General features: G+C 67.2%; 13 protein-coding genes and 1 riboswitch. Of the genes, 9 read left to right on the top strand and 4 right to left on the bottom strand.

What is annotated here, in order from left to right:
• Window positions 1-200: 200 nt before the first annotated feature.
• Together dld and D2T30_RS14715 are read left to right on the top strand one after the other, a co-directional pair.
• Window positions 201-1,934: a D-lactate dehydrogenase gene (gene dld, locus D2T30_RS14710; RefSeq protein WP_128209496.1), complete on the top strand. Its 1,734-nt coding sequence runs from the start codon at window positions 201-203 to the stop codon at window positions 1,932-1,934.
• Between the two features lie 121 nt (window positions 1,935-2,055).
• Window positions 2,056-3,264, top strand: a complete 1,209-nt coding sequence (locus tag D2T30_RS14715; protein ID WP_128209497.1) for an AGE family epimerase/isomerase — start codon at window positions 2,056-2,058, stop codon at window positions 3,262-3,264.
• On the opposite strand, the gene D2T30_RS14720 is transcribed toward D2T30_RS14715, so the two are convergent.
• The 3 genes from D2T30_RS14720 to D2T30_RS14730 are packed head-to-tail and all read right to left on the bottom strand — an operon-like array spanning window position 3,255 to window position 5,634.
• Window positions 3,255-3,989: an ABC transporter permease gene (locus tag D2T30_RS14720; protein ID WP_128209498.1), complete on the bottom strand. Its 735-nt coding sequence runs from the start codon at window positions 3,987-3,989 to the stop codon at window positions 3,255-3,257. The genes D2T30_RS14715 and D2T30_RS14720 overlap by 10 nt on opposite strands.
• A complete protein-coding gene (locus tag D2T30_RS14725; protein WP_128209499.1) occupies window positions 3,986-4,687 on the bottom strand; it encodes an ABC transporter ATP-binding protein in 702 nt (233 codons plus the stop codon). The genes D2T30_RS14720 and D2T30_RS14725 overlap by 4 nt, the downstream gene beginning before the upstream one ends.
• Window positions 4,684-5,634, bottom strand: coding sequence for an ABC transporter substrate-binding protein (locus D2T30_RS14730; protein ID WP_128209500.1), 951 nt, complete (start codon window positions 5,632-5,634; stop codon window positions 4,684-4,686). The genes D2T30_RS14725 and D2T30_RS14730 overlap by 4 nt, the downstream gene beginning before the upstream one ends.
• Before the next feature lie 143 nt (window positions 5,635-5,777).
• Window positions 5,778-5,881, bottom strand: a riboswitch (TPP riboswitch).
• A 319-nt stretch (window positions 5,882-6,200) separates the two neighbouring features.
• Here D2T30_RS14730 and D2T30_RS14735 point away from each other — a divergent pair.
• Window positions 6,201-7,832 carry a Na+/H+ antiporter gene (locus D2T30_RS14735; protein ID WP_128209501.1) on the top strand — a complete coding sequence of 544 codons (1,632 nt, stop codon included), beginning with the start codon at window positions 6,201-6,203 and terminating at the stop codon, window positions 7,830-7,832.
• Window positions 7,833-7,922: 90 nt separating this feature from the next.
• Complete coding sequence (locus tag D2T30_RS14740; RefSeq protein ID WP_128184865.1) at window positions 7,923-8,795, top strand: SMP-30/gluconolactonase/LRE family protein; 873 nt, start codon at window positions 7,923-7,925, stop codon at window positions 8,793-8,795.
• Window positions 8,796-8,799: 4 nt separating this feature from the next.
• On the opposite strand, the gene D2T30_RS14745 is transcribed toward D2T30_RS14740, so the two are convergent.
• Window positions 8,800-10,317, bottom strand: coding sequence for a VOC family protein (locus D2T30_RS14745; RefSeq protein ID WP_128209502.1), 1,518 nt, complete (start codon window positions 10,315-10,317; stop codon window positions 8,800-8,802).
• 180 nt (window positions 10,318-10,497) lie between these two features.
• Between D2T30_RS14745 and D2T30_RS14750 the strand changes: the two genes are divergently transcribed.
• The 5 genes from D2T30_RS14750 to D2T30_RS14770 all read left to right on the top strand — a co-directional run bounded on the left by D2T30_RS14750 (window position 10,498) and on the right by D2T30_RS14770 (window position 17,390).
• A complete protein-coding gene (locus D2T30_RS14750) occupies window positions 10,498-11,466 on the top strand; it encodes a thiamine pyrophosphate-dependent dehydrogenase E1 component subunit alpha (protein ID WP_277749562.1) in 969 nt (322 codons plus the stop codon).
• A gap of 16 nt (window positions 11,467-11,482) precedes the next feature.
• On the top strand, window positions 11,483-12,493 hold the full coding sequence (locus tag D2T30_RS14755) for an alpha-ketoacid dehydrogenase subunit beta (protein ID WP_128209503.1): 1,011 nt from the start codon (window positions 11,483-11,485) through the stop codon (window positions 12,491-12,493).
• A gap of 1 nt (window position 12,494) precedes the next feature.
• Window positions 12,495-14,036, top strand: coding sequence for a 2-oxo acid dehydrogenase subunit E2 (locus tag D2T30_RS14760; RefSeq protein WP_128209504.1), 1,542 nt, complete (start codon window positions 12,495-12,497; stop codon window positions 14,034-14,036).
• A gap of 9 nt (window positions 14,037-14,045) precedes the next feature.
• Window positions 14,046-15,446, top strand: coding sequence for a dihydrolipoyl dehydrogenase (gene lpdA, locus D2T30_RS14765; RefSeq protein WP_128209505.1), 1,401 nt, complete (start codon window positions 14,046-14,048; stop codon window positions 15,444-15,446).
• A gap of 360 nt (window positions 15,447-15,806) precedes the next feature.
• A complete protein-coding gene (locus D2T30_RS14770) occupies window positions 15,807-17,390 on the top strand; it encodes a sugar phosphorylase (protein WP_380730241.1) in 1,584 nt (527 codons plus the stop codon).
• The last annotated feature ends 67 nt before the right edge of the window (window positions 17,391-17,457 follow it).

Raw genomic sequence — 17,457 nt, forward strand, 5'->3', positions numbered from 1 at the left:
GGAGGCGAAGCCCTCTGCCGGTGCCCCCGACAGCGCCGATTTGCCCGGACCGGATCGGCCCCGGGCGGCGGCTTCACGCGGGATTTTCGCGCGCCGATGCCCGAAGCACATTGACGGCTGGCGGATAATCTGACCGCCTTGGGTCATTACCGGAAGGATTCGGCAGGCACTGACCCCGGATCCCGGAGGAGGAGAAACGGATGAAGGACTTCCCGCCCCCCGCGTCGCCGCGCGGCGCATTGCTCGAATCGCTCCGCGCCATTGTCGGGGCGGAGAACGTGCTGACCGCCGCGCGCCACACAAGGCGGTATATCCGCGGGATCCGCTTTGGCGGCGGGCCGGTCGCGGCGGTGGTGCGGCCCGGATCGCTGGTCGAGATGTGGCGCGCGCTCAACACCGCGATAGCCTCGGGCCGGGCGGTGATCTTTCAGGCGGCGAACACCGGGCTGACCGGCGGCTCGACCCCCTGGGGCGAGGATTATGACCGCGAGATCGTGCTGATCAGCGTGATGCGCCTGCGCGGGATCCATCACCTCGACGGCGGCAAGCAGGTCTTGTGCCTGCCGGGCGCGACGCTCGACACGCTGGAGAAATCGCTGCGTCCTCTGGGGCGGGAGCCGCATTCGGTGATCGGATCGTCTTGCATCGGGGCCTCGGTTCTGGGCGGGATCTGCAACAATTCGGGCGGCGCGCTGATCCGGCGCGGCCCGGCCTATACGGAAATGACGCTTTATGCCGAGATCCGGCCCGACGGCTCCATCGCGCTGGTGAACCATCTGGGGATGGAGCTGGGCAATGACCCCGAGGAAATCCTTGCCCGTGTCGAGCGGGGGGAATTGCCCGAGGTCGGGGACAGCACCGCCTGGGCCTCGGACCACGAATACAAGGACCATGTGCGCGAGGTCGATGCCGAGACGCCGGCCCGTTTCAATGCCGATCCGCGGCGGCTGCATGAATCGGCGGGCTGCGCCGGCAAGCTCGCGGTTTTCGCGGTGCGGCTGGATACGTTCGAGGCGGAAAAGGAAACGGCGGTCTTTTACATCGGCACCAACGACCCGGCCGAACTGACCGAGATCCGCCGCCATATCCTGTCGGGTTTCGAGAGCCTGCCGATCGCCGGGGAATACATCCACCGCGACGCCTATGACATCGCGGCGCGCTACGGCAAGGACACCTTCCTGTTCATCCAGAAGGCCGGGACGGACCGGATGCCCGCCTTTTTCGAGGCCAAGTCCCGCGTCGACGCCTTCACCGAAAAGCTCGGGCTTGGCACGACGATCTCGGACCGGATCGCGCAGGGCATCGCCGATCTGATGCCGCAGCACCTGCCGAAGCGGATGAACGACTGGCGCGACCGCTACGAACATCACCTGATCCTGCGGATGGGCGGCACCGGCATCGCCGAGGCCCGCGCATGGTTCGGGGAAATCTTCCCCTCGGCCCAGGGCGACATGTTCGAATGCACGGCGGAAGAGGGCAAGGCCGCCTTCCTGCATCGTTTCGCCGTGGCGGGCGCGGCGGGGCGCTACCGCGCGATCCACAAGCGCACGGTCGAGGATATCGTCGCGCTGGACATCGCGCTGCGCCGCAACGACCGCGACTGGGTGGAACATCTGCCGCCCGAGATCGACAGCCAGATCGAGAAAAAGCTCTATTACGGCCATTTCTTCTGCCACGTCTTCCATCAGGATTACGTGGCGAAGAAGGGCACGGACTGCATCGCGCTGGAACATGCGATGTGGCATCTGCTCGACGCGCGCGGGGCCGAATATCCGGCCGAGCATAACGTCGGCCATCTCTACAAGGCCAAACCGTCGCTTGCGGATTTCTATCGCCGGATCGACCCGACCAACAGTCTCAACCCCGGCATCGGGCAGACCTCGCGCAGCGCCCACTGGCATGAGGGGGGAAAGGGGTCGTCCTGTTGCGGTTGACCCCCGCCTTCGGCAAGGCGCCGCGCGGGCGTTCCGAAACCGCGTGCGTTCCATCGGATGGCGGCGCAGAATGAGGCGCGGCGGTCCCGCCCCCGGGCCGGATCACGTGAGGGAGGACGACATGACGACAGATCCCGCGAAGGACATCGCGGAGTATTCCGACAAACGCTGGCTGCTGGCGCAGGCCCGCGCGCTGCTGGATTTCCATGTGAATGCGGTCGATCCGAAGGGCGGATTCCGGACGCTTGATCTGGAAGGCCAGCCCTTGCCCCCCGGCCCCGGCGGGGCGGAGCGCGCGTTGCATGAGGTGACGCGGATGGTGCATGCCTATACGATGGCGACGCGGCTCGATTACCCGAAGGCGCGCGAGATCGTCGATCACGGCATCGAATGGCTGCTGACCCGGCAGTATGATGCACAGAACGGCGGTTTCTTCTGGAGTGTCGACGACAATGGCCCGGTGGACCCGCTGAAACAGGCCTATGGCCATGCCTTCGTGCTGCTCGCCGCCGCCTCGGCGCATCAGGCGGGGCACGGGGATGCGGAAAAGCTGCGCGATCTGGCGATGGAAACGCTCTGGACCCGGTTCTGGGAAGAAGAGCACGGCGCGGTCAGCGATACCTTCGATGCCGACTGGACCAACGGGCTGGCCTATCGCGGGCAGAACGCCAACATGCACCTGACCGAGGCGCTGATGGCCGCCCACGATGCCTGGGGGGATGCGATCTACCTGACCTCGGCGCGGCGGATCGCTGAGCGGATCATCAACGTGAACGCCCGGGCGGCGGGCTGGGTCGTGCCGGAACATTTCCACCCGGACTGGAGCCCCGATCCCGATTTCGCGGGGGATGTGATGTTCCGCCCCTCGGGCACGACGCCGGGCCATGCGCTGGAATGGGCGCGGCTGGTGCTGGAACTGTGGCAGCGCACGGGCCGCATGGACGACTGGATGCCAGAGGCGGCGCAGGGGCTGTTCCGGCAGGCGGTGGGGCTGGGCTGGCTGCCGGACGGCGGCTTTGCCTATACGCTGGCGAATGACGGAACGGTCTCGCGCGACTGGCGGCTGTGGTGGCCCTGCGCCGAGGCGATCAACGCGGCCTGGGCGCTGGATCAGGTCACCCCGGATCCGTTCTGGCGCGGCTGGTATGGCCGGGTCTGGAGCTTCGTCGACCGCAACATGATCGATCACCGGCATGGCGGCTGGTTCCCCGAAATCGGCCCGGATGGCGAACCGAAGACCACCGTGTTTGCCGGCAAGCCGGACATCTACCACGCCTTGCAGGCCTGCCTGATCCCGGCGGGCGTGATGGGGCCGGCGTATCAGCCGTAACGCGCGAACCGCGCGGCCACCAGCCGCGCGACCGCCGCATGAAAGGCCAACGCCAGCCCCGTCACCACGACAAGGCAGGCGAAAACGAGGTCGATCCGCATCCGCCCGTTCGCATGGATCATCAGCGCGCCCAGCCCCTCGGACCCGCCGACCCATTCGCCGATCACCGCGCCGACGGGCGCGTAGACGGCGGCGATCGTCAGCCCGATGCCAAGCGCGGGCAGCGCCGCGGGAATACGGATCCGCGTCATCACCCGCCACCGCGAGGCCCCCATCACCTGCGCCAGATCGAGCCACGCCGCCGGCGTCCGCCCCAGCCCGTCCAGAAACGCCGAGGCGACCGGGAAGAAGGTGATCAGCACCGTCACCGCGATCTTCGGCGCCATCCCGTAGCCCAGCCACAGCGTCAGGATCGGCGCGAGCGCGAAGATCGGGATCGTCTGCGACACCAGCAGCACTGGCCGCAGCGCCGCGCCGACCCGCGGCAGGGCGGAGGTCAGCAGCGCCACCGCGATGCCAAGGGCAGCGCCGAGCCCGAACCCCGCGATGATCTCCGTCGCGGTGCGCAGGGTCGCCCATGCCAGATCGGCGCGGTAGCGCCACAGCGCCTCGGCCACCGCCAAAGGCCCCGGCAGCAGAAAGGGCGGCAGGCCCGCGAGCACGATCACCCCTTGCCAGAGGCCCAGAAGGGCCGCCACCGTCAGAACCGGACGGGCGAATTTCATGCCGCCGCCCCGATCAGTCGGCCAAGGAGCGCAGCCTGCGCGGCCAGAACCTCGGGCGCATCCATAGGGCGCGGCGGCGGGGTCGCGGGGACCGGCTGTGCGGTCAGGCCGTTTTCGGTCAGAAGCAGGATGTGATCCGAAAGCCGCGCCGCCTCGCCGGGGTCGTGGGTCACCATCAGCACCATCCGGCCGCGCAGCAGCTCCGCCGCCAGATCCTGCATCCGCAGCCGCGACAGCGCATCGAGCGCCGAGAAGGGTTCGTCGAGCAGGACCGGATCGCGATCCTCGATCAGCGTGCGGGCAAGGGCGACCCGCTGCCGTTGCCCGCCCGACAGAGCGGCGGGAAACCGTTCGGACAGATCGCCGAGCCCCACGCGGGCCAGCAGGTCCCGCACCCGCGCGGGGTCCGCGCGTTCCCCCCGCAGGCGCGCGCCAAGGGCGACGTTCTGCGCCACCGTCAGCCAGGGCAGCAGCCCCGCATCCTGCGCCATCAGCGCGGCGGGGCGGCGGCCCTCGACCCGGCCCTCGAACCGCACGCCGGTGGGCAGCCCGGCGATCAGGCGCAGCAGCGTCGTCTTGCCGACGCCCGAGGGGCCGAGAAGCGAGGTCCATGCCCCCGTCGCCAGTTCCAGCCGCAGGGGCGGGAACAGCGGTCGGTCCTCCACCCATGCCGATCCGGTCAGGACCAGTGGGGTCATTCCTGCGCCCCCGGATCGATTGCCAGCCTTGCCACGGGGAACACCGTGTCGACCAGCCCGGCCTCTTTCAGAAAGACCTCGAACCGCGCATAGCGCCCCTGATCCAGCGCGGCGGGGCTGTGGGCAAAGCGGGGCAGGGTGTCGATCCACGCCTGCCGGTTCAGCTCATCCGACAGATCGGGCGAGGTGGCGGCGAAGGCGGCCCATGCCGCGTCGGGGTGGTTCAGGATCTCGGTCACGCCACGCTCCACCGCGCCGAGGAAGCGGTTGATCCGGTCGCGGTCGAGCGTTTCGGAATTGGCGACGAAGATCAGTTCGTCATAGGCGGGCAGGCCGGCTTCCTCGGGGTAGAAGCATTTGCCCGCGCCGCCCGCGAGCCGCATCTGCGTCAGCTCGAAATTGCGGAAGGCGCCGGCCACGGCATCCACCTGCCCGGTCATCAGCGCCGGGGTCAGCGACCAGTTGACGTTGATCATCTGGACGTCTTCCATGCTCAGCCCGGCGGAGCCGAGCATCGCCGCCATCATCGCCGTCTCGATCCCCGAAAGCGAATAGCCGACCTTGCGGCCCTTGAGGTCGGCGAGGCTTTGCACCGGCCCGTTCGCATCGACCATCAGGCAGTTGAGCGGCGTCGAAACCAGCGTGCCCACCCGCACCAGTGGCAGGCCCTCATGCACCTGCAGATGCAGTTGCGGCTGGTAGCTGACGGCAAGATCCGCCTTGCCCGCGGCGACGAGCTTGGGCGGTTCGGTCGGATCGGCGGGGGCGACGATGTCGACCTCGAGCCCGGCGTCGCGGAAATAGCCCATCTCCTGCGCGACGATGACCGGCGCATGGTCTGGGTTCACATACCAGTCGAGGATCAGCGTCAGTCGGTCCTGTGCCAGCGCCGGAGCGGCAAGCAGCAGGCCGGCAAGAAGCGCGGCGGTCAGTCGGGTCGGACGCATGGGAAGCCCTTTCGCGGAGGAATGAAACGCGGGAAAGGGGCAAGCATGCCGCAATGCAGACTGTGATAGACGGCGCCATGCCGTGCCCCCTCTTGAACCGGCGAGGGGGACAGGACGGAACACCACGGCAGGGCCGCGATCGCATCCGTGCTTTACCCGTTCCCTCCGCCGGCATGAACCGGATCAGGTTCGATGGGTTGGCAAAGCCTCTCAGCCCCGGTTTCCCGGGACACCCCAACGAGTAATCGCGCGAAGCCTACCCCGGCGCGGGGCGCGGTGCAACGGGGGAAGGGGCAGGTTGTTCGGGATGACGGGCGCGGGTGCGGGCGGTGAGGGAAGAAGGGGGCCAGCCCCCTCGCGCGTTCCGCGCTCACCCCCGGGATATTTATGGAAACACGAAAGGCAGAAGGCGGGTCGGGGGCAAGATCCGTTGGGGGGAGGCGGGCAGGTGTGCCTGAAAAATGAACCTGCGGTTGCGCCGGGATTTGCACCGTCGCGGCCGCGCATGTAGCTATGGGGAAATGGCCGCGCGGTCGCGCGCGGCGGGCATCTTGCAGGTGGGACAGGTGGCCGAACTTTCCGTCGTTCTTATCCTTCTTTTCGTCGTCGTGGTCAGTGGCGGGCTCAGCCGGATGCTGCCGAAGACGATCCCGCTGCCGCTGGTGCAGATCGCGCTTGGCGCCGGGGTGGCGGCGATCGCCGATCTGGGGGTTTCGCTGGAGCCGGAGCTGTTCTTCCTGCTGTTCCTGCCGCCGCTGCTGTTCCTCGATGGCTGGCGGATCCAGAAAGAGGGGCTGTTTCGCGACATCGGCACGATCCTGAATCTGGCGCTCGGGCTGGTGGTGTTCACGGTGCTGGGGATCGGGCTGCTGATCAACTGGCTGATTCCGGCGATCTCGCTGCCGCTGGCCTTCGCGCTGGCGGCGATCCTGTCGCCCACCGATCCGGTGGCGGTTTCGGCGATTTCGCGGCGGGTCAACGTGCCGAAGCGGTTGATGCACATTCTGGAAGGCGAGTCGCTGCTGAACGACGCATCGGGCCTTGTGTGCATGCGCTTTGCCGTCGCGGCGGCGATGACGGGGGCGTTTTCGCTGTCCTCCGCCGCGCTGACCTTTCTGTGGCTTGCGCTGGCCGGGGTGGCGGCGGGGGTGGCGGTGTGCTGGCTCGTCACCTTCACCAAGGGGCTGGTCACGGCGCGCTATGGCGAGGATGCGGGGTCGCAGATCCTCGTCAGCCTGCTGATCCCTTTCGCCGCCTATCTGGTGGCGGAAAAGATCGGCGCCTCGGGCATTCTGGCGGCCGTTTCGGCCGGGCTGACGATGAGCTATTCGGAAATCAGCGGCAAGGCGCTGGCGACGACGCGGATCCGGCGCAATGCCGTCTGGGATACGGTGCAGTTCTCGCTCAACGGCGTCATGTTCGTGATCCTGGGCGAGCAATTGCCGAAGATCGTCTCGAACGCCGTGGTGGTGGTGCAGGAAACCGGCCATCACGATCCGATCTGGATGCTGGCCTATGTTGTGGTGATCAATGTCGCGCTGGCGGTGCTGCGGTTCGTCTGGGTCTGGGTGTCCTACCGGCTGGTGCTGTTGCGCCAGCACCGGCAGGAAAAGACGGACTGGAAGCTGATCGCGGCCACCTCGGTCGCGGGGGCGCGGGGGGCGATCACGCTGGCGGCGGTGCTGTCGCTGCCGCTGACGATGACCGACGGATCGATGCTGCCGGCGCGGGACCTGCTGATCTTCATTGCCGCCGGGGTCATCATCGTGTCTCTGATCATGGCGAGCATCATCCTGCCGCTGCTGTTGCGCAATGTCGCCATGCCGCCGGAGCCCTTGCTGCTGCAACAGCAGGACCGCGTGCGGCAGGCCGCCGCCGAGGCCGCGATCACCGCCGTGGGCAAGGCGGTGCATGCGCTGCCGGTCGGGCAGGAGGACAAGGATCTGTATACCCACGCCGCCACCCGCATCATCGACATGTATCGCGAACGGATCGCGGGCTACGGCAGCAAGGAAGCCGCCGACATGGCCCGCTACAAGCGCGCGCAGGAGGCGGAGCGGCAGCTCTGGCTTGTCGCCATGCGGGCGGAGCGCGAGACGATCTACGATGCCTCGCGCCGCAACCGCCTGCCCGATGACGTTGCCCGCGACATGGTGCGCGAGGTCGACCTGATCGAGGAACGCCTCGGGTCGGCCTGATCCCGCCGGCGGGGCTGTCAGCGGGGTCCGTGCCGGACTATGTTGCGCGGCAGGCCCACCGAGAATGGAAACCGCGAGAAAGGAAACCGGATGAGCGTTTTCGATCCCCGCATCTGCACCTTGGGCGAGGGGGCGTTGTGGCATCCCGAACGGCGCGCGCTGTTCTGGTTCGACGTCGCCGGGCGCCGTCTTCTGTCGCGCTGCCCCGAAACGGGCGAGACCCACGACTACGCCTTGCCGGAAATCTGTTCCGCCGCCGCGTGGATCGACCGGGACAGGCTGCTGATCGCCTCGGAAACCGGGCTTTCGGTCTTTGATCTGGAGGCCGGGCGGTTCCTGTTGCGGCTGGCGGATCTTGAGGCGGACAATCCCGACACCCGCACCAACGACGGGCGCGCCGATCCCTGGGGCGGGTTCTGGATCGGCACCATGGGGCGCGAGGCGGAGCCGGGCGCGGGCGCGATCTACCGCCTTTACGGCGGCGAGCTGCGGCGGCTGTTCGACAATATCTCGGTCCCGAACGGGATCTGCTTCGCGCCGGACGGGTCCTGCGCCTATCACGCGGATACCGACCGTGGCCTGATGTTCCGCACGGCGCTGAACCGCAACGGCTGGCCGCAGGCGGAGCCGGAGCCTTTCGTGGATTTTTCCCGGATCGGCTTCTGGCCGGATGGGGCGGTGACGCTGTCGGACGGGTCGCTGCGCGTCGCGCTCTGGGGGGAGGGGGCGGTGATCGCCGTATCCCCGGTGGGCGAGGTGGGCGCGCGCAAGACCTTTGACGCGCCGCAGACGACCTGTCCGGCCATGGGCGGCGAGGATTATCTGACGCTGTTCTGCACCTCGGCGGCGCAGGGCCTGTCGCCCGCGCGGATCGCCGAGGCGCCGCTGTCGGGCGCGGTCTTCGCGGTCGAGGAAACGGTGCCGGGGCGTCCGGAACCGGCGTTCCGGCCGGGTCCGGCCTGAAGGATCAGTCCCGCGCGGCGAGCCATGCGCGCGCGGCTGCCTCATCCTCGGGGATCAGGTTGTGGCCCGCCTCGACCGTGACCACCTCGACCCGCGCGCCATCCGCGGCAAGGTCCGTTGCCAGCGCCGGCCCCGCCGGGCCGGTGAGCAGATCGAGCCGGCCATCGAGCATCAGCACTTCGGTCGTGATCGCGGCATCGGGCGGGTCGCGCAGCACCTCTTGCGCGCGCAACAGGATCGCGCGGGAAACGAGGCCCGGATGCAGCCGCAGGAAGGCCGCGAGGAAATTCGCCCCGTTCGACTGCCCGATGAACACCGCCTTTGACAGGTCGATATCGTAGAGCTGCGCCAGATCCGGCAGGAAGGCGGCGAAGGCCTCGGCCTCGGCGGCGATGTCGTCCTGATCGAAATCCTGAAAGCCGAAGCGGCGGAACCAGCGCAGGCTGCCTTCCTCGGTCGCGCGGCCTCGTAGACCAACCAGCCGCGCGCGCGGCGCGACGGCATGGGCAAAGGGCAGGAGGCTGGTTTCATCACCGCCCGAGCCATGCAGCGTGATGAGCACCTGATCGTCGACCGGATCGGGCGTATGGAGCCGCTGGCCGAACAGCAACTGGCGGCGGGGCCAGCGTTCCTCCCCCGGCAGGGCGAATTGCGGCAGGGTCACGCGCAGATCGTCGCTCATGCCCGGCGGGGTGAAAAGCGTCTCGCCCAGATGCGCGGGGGGTTCGTCCACGGTGAAGCCGGGCCCGTCCGAGGCGTATTCATACAGGATGCCCGCCGCGTCGCGCACATAGAGGGAGACGAAATACTTGCGGTCATGCAGGTTGGTCTCGCCCAGATCGGGCGGCAGCGCGGCCCCCACGGCGCGGACCTGATCCGCATCGCGCGCCCGCAGCGCCACATGATCGAAGGTGCCGGTGCCCGCGATGCCCGGCGCATAGCCCGCCACATCGCGCAGGTCGATCACGTCGCTGTCCGAAACCATCCGCAGGATCGCCCCCGATCGCGGCCCGGGACGATAGCCGAATCGCTCCAGCATCGCGCGGCCCGAATCCGGCTGGTCGGTCAGCAGCGTGACGGAATGGAGGCGCGTCGGCGCGGCCGGATCGGGCAGGGGCGCGGTGGCGGGGATGTCCCGGCCCACCAGCTTGACGATGATTCCATCCGGATCCTTGAGCCGCAGCACGGTTTCGCCGAATTCGCGCAAAGGCCCCTCGACCGGCACCCGCGCGGTCAGCGCCCGCGTCAGCCATTCGCCGATGGAACCGGGGGGCACGGCAAAGGCGATCTCGCCCACCTGACCGATGCCGACGCGCCCCGGCGCGCCATCCTCCCATACGAGGAAGCTGATCACCGATCCGGGCGCGCCGACCGCATCGCCGTAAAACAGGTGCAGCTGGCGGGCATCCTCGAACCCCGCGGTCCGCTTGACCAGCCTAAGCCCCAGAAATCCCAGATAGAAATCGACGTTCGCCTGAACGTCGCGGGTCAGCGCGGTGACGTGATGAATGCCGGTGGTCATGCTGCCTCCTGTCCTGCGATCAGTGTCCCCGGGAACGGCGGAGATGGGAAGGGCCATAGGCGGATTTCCGCAAAAGATACGGCAAGAATGAACGAAACCGTTTCGTATCGATATTGATCTGAATCAACGCATATTGTCTGCTGTCAGGGTAGCTCTGTTCTTGGAAAAGGAGGACCAAGCATGGTTATGCAGCTCGACAAAGACCAGCTCCTGCAAGCCTATCGGAAGATGAGCGAGATTCGCGCTTTCGAGGAACGCCTGCACGAGGAAAACGCCACCGGCGACATCCCGGGGTTCATTCACCTCTACACCGGCGAGGAGGCCATCGCGGTCGGCGTCTGTCAGAATCTTCTGCCGACGGATTACATCGGCTCGACCCACCGCGGGCACGGCCACTCGATCGCCAAGGGCTGTGACATCCACGGCATGATGGCCGAGGTGTTCGGCAAGGATGCCGGCGTCTGCCGCGGCAAGGGTGGATCGATGCACATCGCCGACCTGTCGAAAGGCATGCTCGGCGCGAACGGGATCGTGGGCGGTGCGCCCTCGCTCGCCATCGGCGCGGCGCTGACGGCCAAGACGCTGAAGAACGGCGGCGTGGCCGTGTCGTTCACGGGCGACGGCGGCTCGAACCAGGGGCTCGTCTTCGAGGCGATGAACATGGCCACCGTCCTGCAACTGCCGGTGATCTTCATCTTTGAAAACAACGGCTACGGCGAAGGCACGGGCTTCGACTACGCGGTCGGCGGCCGGGACATCACCAAGCGGTCCTCGGGCTTCGGCATGCCGTCGATCCGCGTTGACGGGACGGATTTCTTTGCCGTCTACGAGGCGGTGTCGGAAGCGGTGGACCGGGCGCGCACGGGCGGCGGTCCGACCTCGATCGAATGCATGGCCTATCGCTGGCACGGGCATTTCGAGGGGGATCCGGGTCTCTATCGCGCCAAGGGCGAAGTCGCCGGACTGCGCAAGAACCACGACCCGCTGAAGATCTTCCGCGACAAGGTCAGGGATCAGATCAAGGCTTCGGAACTCGACAAGATCGACGCCGAGGTGACCGCGCAGGTCGACGATGCCGTCAAGCAGGCGCGCGCCGCGGCCTATCCGCCGGCGGAGAACCTGCTGGCCGATGTCTATGTGTCCTACTGAGGGGGAGGTCAGACAGATGAGCACGAAAAGCTATCGCGAGGCCATCAAGGATGCCATCGCACAGGAAATGCGCCTTGACGACACGGTTGTCGTGATCGGCGAGGACCAGCGCGGCGGCCACGGCGGCCACCAGCCCGAGGTCGAGGCGCTTGGCGGCGTTCTGGGCGTCACCAAGGGTCTGTGGACGGAATTCGGATCCGAGCGCGTGATCGACACGCCGATCACCGAATCCGCTATCATCGGCATGGCGGCGGGTGCCGCCGCGACGGGCCTGCGCCCGGTGGCCGAGCTGATGTTCATGGATTTCTTCGGCGTCGCCTTCGACGGGATCTACAATCAGGCGGCCAAGTTCCGCTACATGTTCGGCGGCAAGGCGAAAGCGCCGCTGGTCGTGCGCGGCATGGTCGGCGCCGGGTTCTCGGCGGCGGGGCAGCATTCGCAATCGCCCTACCACATCTTCGCCTCGGTGCCCGGCCTGAAGGTCGTGTGTCCCTCGACCCCCTATGACGCCAAGGGGCTGCTGATCGCCTCGATCCGCGACGACGACCCGGTGATGTTCTGCGAGAACAAGATCCTCTACGACATGAAGGGCGAGGTGCCGGACGAACCCTACACCATCCCGCTCGGCGTGGCGAACTACACCCGCGAGGGCGAGGACGTGACGATCATCGCGCTCGGCTCGCTGGTGCATCAGGCCAATGCCGCCGCCGACAGGCTGGCGAAGGACGGGATCACCTGCGACGTGATCGACCCGCGCACCATCTCGCCGCTCGATGAAACGGCGATCCTCGAATCCGTCGCGGCGACGGGCCGGGTGGTGATCGTGGACGAAAGCGCGGCCCGCTGCGGTTTCGCCCATGACGTGGCGGCGCTGATCGCCTCGAAGGGCTTCGACTATCTGCGCGCGCCGATCGAACTGGTGCTGCCGCCGCATACGCCGGTGCCGTTCTCGCCTGCGCTGGAAAAACTGTGGCTGCCCGATGCCGCGAAGATCGAGGCCGCCGCCCGCAAGCTGATGGGGGCTTAAGATGGCCGATCTCAAGACGCTTGAAATGCCGAAGTATGGGCTTTCCATGACGGAAGGCACCGTGGCGAACTGGCTGGTCGAACCCGGCCAGTCCTTCGACAAGGGGCAGGAGGTCTGCGAGGTGGAAACCTCCAAGATCACCAATGTCTTCGAGGCGCCTTTTGCCGCGACGCTTTATGCGGTGATCGCGCCCAAGGGCACCGTCCTGCCGGTCGGCGCGCCGATGGCCGTCGTCGGTGAGGCAGGGGCAACGCCCGCCGAGGTCGAGGCCTTCGTCGCCGCGCTGAACGGCGCGAAGGAGCCGGAGCCCGCCGTTGCGGCACCGGCCAAGGCCGAAGCCAAGGCGGCCCCCAAGGCCGCACCTGCACCCGCGCCCAAGGCGGCGGCGACCGTTGCCGCTTTGGCGAAGAGCATCGACAAACCCGTCGCCGGGGCGACGGTCGTTCCCGCCGCGCTGAAGGGCGAAACGCCGGAAGGGGTGAACGCCTCTTCGCGGGCGCTGCGTCTGGCACAAAAGCTTGGCATCAACCTCGCGCTCGTCACTGGGTCGGGGGCGGAGGGCCGCATCTCGGTCGAGGATATCGAGGTGGCGGTGCGCGCCGCCGGGGGTTCCGTCGCGGCCCCCGCGCCTGCGGAGCGGGCGAAGGTGGAAAGCCATGCGGACGACAGCGCGGTTCCGGCGACTCCGGTCGCCCGCCGTCTGGCGCAGAAGCTGGGCGTCAACCTGAACGACTGCCGGGCGACCGGAACGCAGGGCCGGGTCTGCCGTGACGATGTGCTGCTTGCGGCACAAAAGCTCGGCAAACTGGAAGACGCCCCCGCCTCGGTCGCGGCGGCGGTGCCGCAGCCCGCGGAAGACCCCGTCGTCACGCCCATGTCCGGCATGCGCCGGGCGATCGGCGCGCGGCTGGTGCAGTCGAAGCTCGAAGCGCCGCATTTCCGCCTGACCACGGAAATCGACATGTCCCGGCTGAACGCGCTCCGCAAGGAGATCAACGCCGATGTTCCGGGGGTGAAGATCTCGGTCAACGACCTGCTGATCAAGGCGGTCGCGGCGGCGCTGATCAAGGTGCCCGACGTCAACGTCTGCTACGACGCGGAACAGCAGGCCATCGTCAGGTATCCGGATGCCGACATCTCGGTCGCCGTGGCGCTGAACGGCGGGCTGATTACCCCGATCGTCAAGGCGGCGAACCGGAAATCGGTGACCGACATCTCGAAAGAGGTGGTGGCGCTGGTGACCAAGGCCAAGGCCGGGACGCTGCAGCCCGAGGAATTCCAAGGCGGGTCGTTCTCGATCTCCAACCTCGGGATGTTCGGGATCACCCAGTTCGACGCGATCATCAACCCGCCGCAGGGGGCAATCCTTGCCGTCGGCGCGGCGATCGAACGCGCAGTGCCGGTGAAGGGGCAGGTCGAAATCCGACCGATCCTGACCGCCACCCTGTCGTGCGATCACCGGGTGATCGACGGGGCCTTGGGTGCGCAGTTCCTGAAGGAGCTGAAGCGCTTCGCCGAAGCCCCCAACCTGATGCTGGTGTAAGAGGACGATATGTCTGGCTCATATGACGTGCTGGTGATCGGCGGTGGACCGGGTGGTTACATCGCCGCGATCCGGGCCGCCCAGCTGGGACTGAAGGCGGCGCTGGTAGAGCGCCGTCACCTCGGCGGGATCTGCCTCAACTGGGGCTGCATCCCGACCAAGGCGCTGCTTCAGGGGGCGGAATTTTCCCATGCGCTGAAGGACAAGGCCCCGATGCTGGGCTTTGACGTGGCGCTGAACGGCTTCGAGCTGTCGAAGCTCGTCGGCCACAGCCGCTCGGTTTCCGAACGGCTTGCGGGCGGTGTCGGCTACCTGCTGAAGAAGAACGGCGTGACCGTCTACGACGGAACCGCCCGCCTGACCGGCAAGGGTCAGGTCGAGGTCGAGGCGAAGGACGGCGCGAAGAAGCCCTTGACCGCCGCCCATGTCATCCTCGCCACCGGGGCGCGGCCACGGGTTTTCCCCGGCATCAATCCGGATGGCGAGAATGTCTGGGTCTCGTCCGACGCGCTGGTGCCGAAGGCGGTTCCGGAAACCCTGCTGGTCATCGGCTCGGGTGCGATCGGGGCGGAATTCGCCAGCCTCTTCAATGATCTGGGAACCAAGGTTCACCTTGTGGAAATGGCTCCCACGATCATGCCGAACGAGGATGCCGAGGTCGCGGCCTTCGTCAGGAAGCAGTTCCAGCGCCGCGGCATGGAGATCCACGAGGGCACGAAGGTGGTCTCCGTCACCCCCGGCCCCTCGGGCGTGGTGTGCCGGCTCTCCGGCCCGGCGGGCGAGGTCGAACTGACGGTGGACAAGGTGCTCTCCGCCACCGGCGTCGTGCCGAATGTCGAGGATCTGGGGCTCGAGGCGCTTGGCGTGGAACTCGACCGCGGTTTCATCAAGACCGACGCCTTCTGCCGCACCAATGTCTTCGGTCTCTATGCGATCGGCGACGTGGCGGGGCCGCCGTGTCTGGCGCACAAGGCCAGCCACGAAGGTGTCCTCTGCGTCGAGGCGCTGGCCGGTGTCGCGGGGGTGCATCCGATGAACCGCGCGACGATCCCGGGCTGCACCTATACCCGCCCGCAGGTCGCCAGCTTCGGTCTGACCGAAGCGACGGCGAAGAAGAACGGCATCGCGGTGAAGATCGGCCGCTTCAACTTTCAGGCCAACGGCAAGGCGCTGGCGATGGGAGAGGCCGAGGGCTTCGTCAAGGTTCTCTTCGACAAGGAAACCGGCGAGCTTCTGGGCGCCCATATGGTCGGCCCCGACGTGACCGAGATGATCCAGGGCTACGGCATCGCCCAGCATCTGGAAGCGACCGAGGAAAGCCTCGCTCAGGTGGTCTTCGCCCACCCGACGCTGTCGGAGGCGATGCACGAGGCCGTGCTCGACGCGCTTGGCCGGGCGCTGAACCAGTAATCTGTGGTGGCCTCCCCACCACAGCCGGGAGGGCGCGGGCGACCGCGTCCCCTATTTTCTTGCGCGGCGTCGAATTGCCGAAATCCGCGTCAATCCCGTCACACTCCATCGCGGCAACATGCGGCGGCGCGCATGCGGACTTTACCCGTGGGAAGGAGCCGCTACAGTGTCACAAACTAAACCGTCGAAAGGAGCAAAGCGATCTCGACCTCGCCCGCCACTCTCGGCCATCGGCTGAAGACGCTGCTGGAGCAGATCTATCCCGATCTGGACGCGGATCCCCTTGCGGCGCAGGTCATCGAGGCCTTCTGGCCCGAGGGCAGGCCCCATCGGCAAAGACCGCGCAAACCCTCGAACAACATGTGGTCGGAACGCGACGCGCTTGTCATCACCTATGGCAATTCGATCGTCGACGGCCAGCACAAGCCGCTGGACCTGCTGCTGGATTTCCTCGACCGCCATCTGCGCGGGACAGTCAGCGGCGTGCATATCCTGCCGTTCTTCCCCTATACATCGGACGACGGTTTCGCGGTCACCGATTACCTGAAGGTCGATCCGGCGCTTGGCGACTGGTCCGACATCCGCCGCATCGGCGCGGAGTTCAGCCTGATGTCGGACATGGTGCTGAACCACGTTTCCTCGGCGGGCACATGGTTCACCGCCTACCGGCAGGGCATCCCGCCCTACAACGGCTTCTTCATCGAGGTCGAACCGGGGGACGATCTGTCCGCCGTGATCCGCCCGCGCACCTCGCCCCTGCTGCGCGAGGTCGAGACCGTGGCGGGCAAGCGCGAGATTTGGTGCACCTTCAGCCACGATCAGGTCGATCTGAATTTCCGCAACCCCGAGGTGCTGCTGGAAATCCTGCGGGTGCTGCGGTTCCATATCGACGCGGGGGTGCGGACCATCCGGCTCGACGCGGTGGCGTTCCTGTGGAAGATCCCCGGCTCGACCTGCATCCACCTGCCGCAGACCCATGCCGTGGTCAAGCTGATGCGCGTGCTGGCCGATTTCGCCACCGAGCCGGTGATCCTGCTGACCGAAACCAACGTGCCCAAGGCCGAGAACCTTTCCTATTTCGGCCGGCGCGACGAAGCGCATATGGTCTACAACTTCCCGCTGCCGCCTCTGGTGCTGCACGCGATGCTGTCGGGCAATGTGCGCTACCTGCGCAAATGGCTGCGCGCCATGCCGCCGGCGCCCCTTGGCTGCGCCTATTTCAACTTCACCGCCAGCCATGACGGCATCGGCATGCGGCCCGTCGAGGGGATCCTGCCGCCCGAGGAAATCACCCGGATGATCGAATCCGTGCGCTCGGCCGGCGGGCTCGTGTCGATGCGGGCACTGCCGGGCGGGGGCGAGGCGCCCTACGAACTCAATTGCGGCTATTTCGACGCGATGAGCCGCACCTTCGCCGGCGAGGAAAAGCTGAAGATCGCCCGCTTCCTCTGCTCGCAGACCATCGTCATGTCGATCGAGGGGGTGCCTGCCTTCTATATCCATTCCTTCCTCGCCACCCCGAACGATTACGAGGGCGTGGCCAAGCGCGGCATCAACCGCGCGATCAACCGGCACAGGTGGAGCTATCCGGACCTGCGCGAACGTCTGGCCGATCCGGGCAGCAACCAGTCGGTCGTGCTGCGCGAATTGCAGCGGCGGCTGCGGCGGCGCGGGCAGCAACCGGCCTTCCATCCGAACGGGACGCAGCTGACATTGCAACTCGACGACCGGGTGCTGGGCATCTGGCGCCAGTCGCTCGACCGCAACCAGTCGGTCTTCGCGCTGCACAATGTCTCGGACGAGGTGGTCGAGATGGACGCCTACCTGCTGAACCTGATCGACGACGAGGACTGGCGCGACCTGCTGAACGGCGAAATCATCCAGCCGGACGGCAAGATCGTCCTCGCGCCCTATCAGTGCCGCTGGATCTCCAACACCGCATGAGGTCCTGAAACGGTTTCTGCCGTCGTTTTTCCATAAATATCCCGGGGGCGAGGGGGCAGCGCCCCCT

The sequence above is a fragment of the Paenirhodobacter populi genome, from assembly GCF_004022215.1.
Lineage (GTDB): Bacteria > Pseudomonadota > Alphaproteobacteria > Rhodobacterales > Rhodobacteraceae > Rhodobacter > Rhodobacter populi.

Coding starts and splice junctions, on each gene's coding strand:
- D2T30_RS14715 (WP_128209497.1), top strand. CDS start 2,056: ATGACGACAGATCCCGCGAAGGACATCGCGGAGTATTCCGACAAACGC.
- D2T30_RS14720 (WP_128209498.1), bottom strand. CDS start 3,989: ATGAAATTCGCCCGTCCGGTTCTGACGGTGGCGGCCCTTCTGGGCCTC.
- D2T30_RS14725 (WP_128209499.1), bottom strand. CDS start 4,687: ATGACCCCACTGGTCCTGACCGGATCGGCATGGGTGGAGGACCGACCG.
- D2T30_RS14740 (WP_128184865.1), top strand. CDS start 7,923: ATGAGCGTTTTCGATCCCCGCATCTGCACCTTGGGCGAGGGGGCGTTG.
- D2T30_RS14760 (WP_128209504.1), top strand. CDS start 12,495: ATGGCCGATCTCAAGACGCTTGAAATGCCGAAGTATGGGCTTTCCATG.
- dld (WP_128209496.1), top strand. CDS start 201: ATGAAGGACTTCCCGCCCCCCGCGTCGCCGCGCGGCGCATTGCTCGAA.
- D2T30_RS14750 (WP_277749562.1), top strand. CDS start 10,498: ATGGTTATGCAGCTCGACAAAGACCAGCTCCTGCAAGCCTATCGGAAG.
- D2T30_RS14730 (WP_128209500.1), bottom strand. CDS start 5,634: ATGCGTCCGACCCGACTGACCGCCGCGCTTCTTGCCGGCCTGCTGCTT.
- D2T30_RS14770 (WP_380730241.1), top strand. CDS start 15,807: ATGTGGTCGGAACGCGACGCGCTTGTCATCACCTATGGCAATTCGATC.
- D2T30_RS14755 (WP_128209503.1), top strand. CDS start 11,483: ATGAGCACGAAAAGCTATCGCGAGGCCATCAAGGATGCCATCGCACAG.
- D2T30_RS14745 (WP_128209502.1), bottom strand. CDS start 10,317: ATGACCACCGGCATTCATCACGTCACCGCGCTGACCCGCGACGTTCAG.
- lpdA (WP_128209505.1), top strand. CDS start 14,046: ATGTCTGGCTCATATGACGTGCTGGTGATCGGCGGTGGACCGGGTGGT.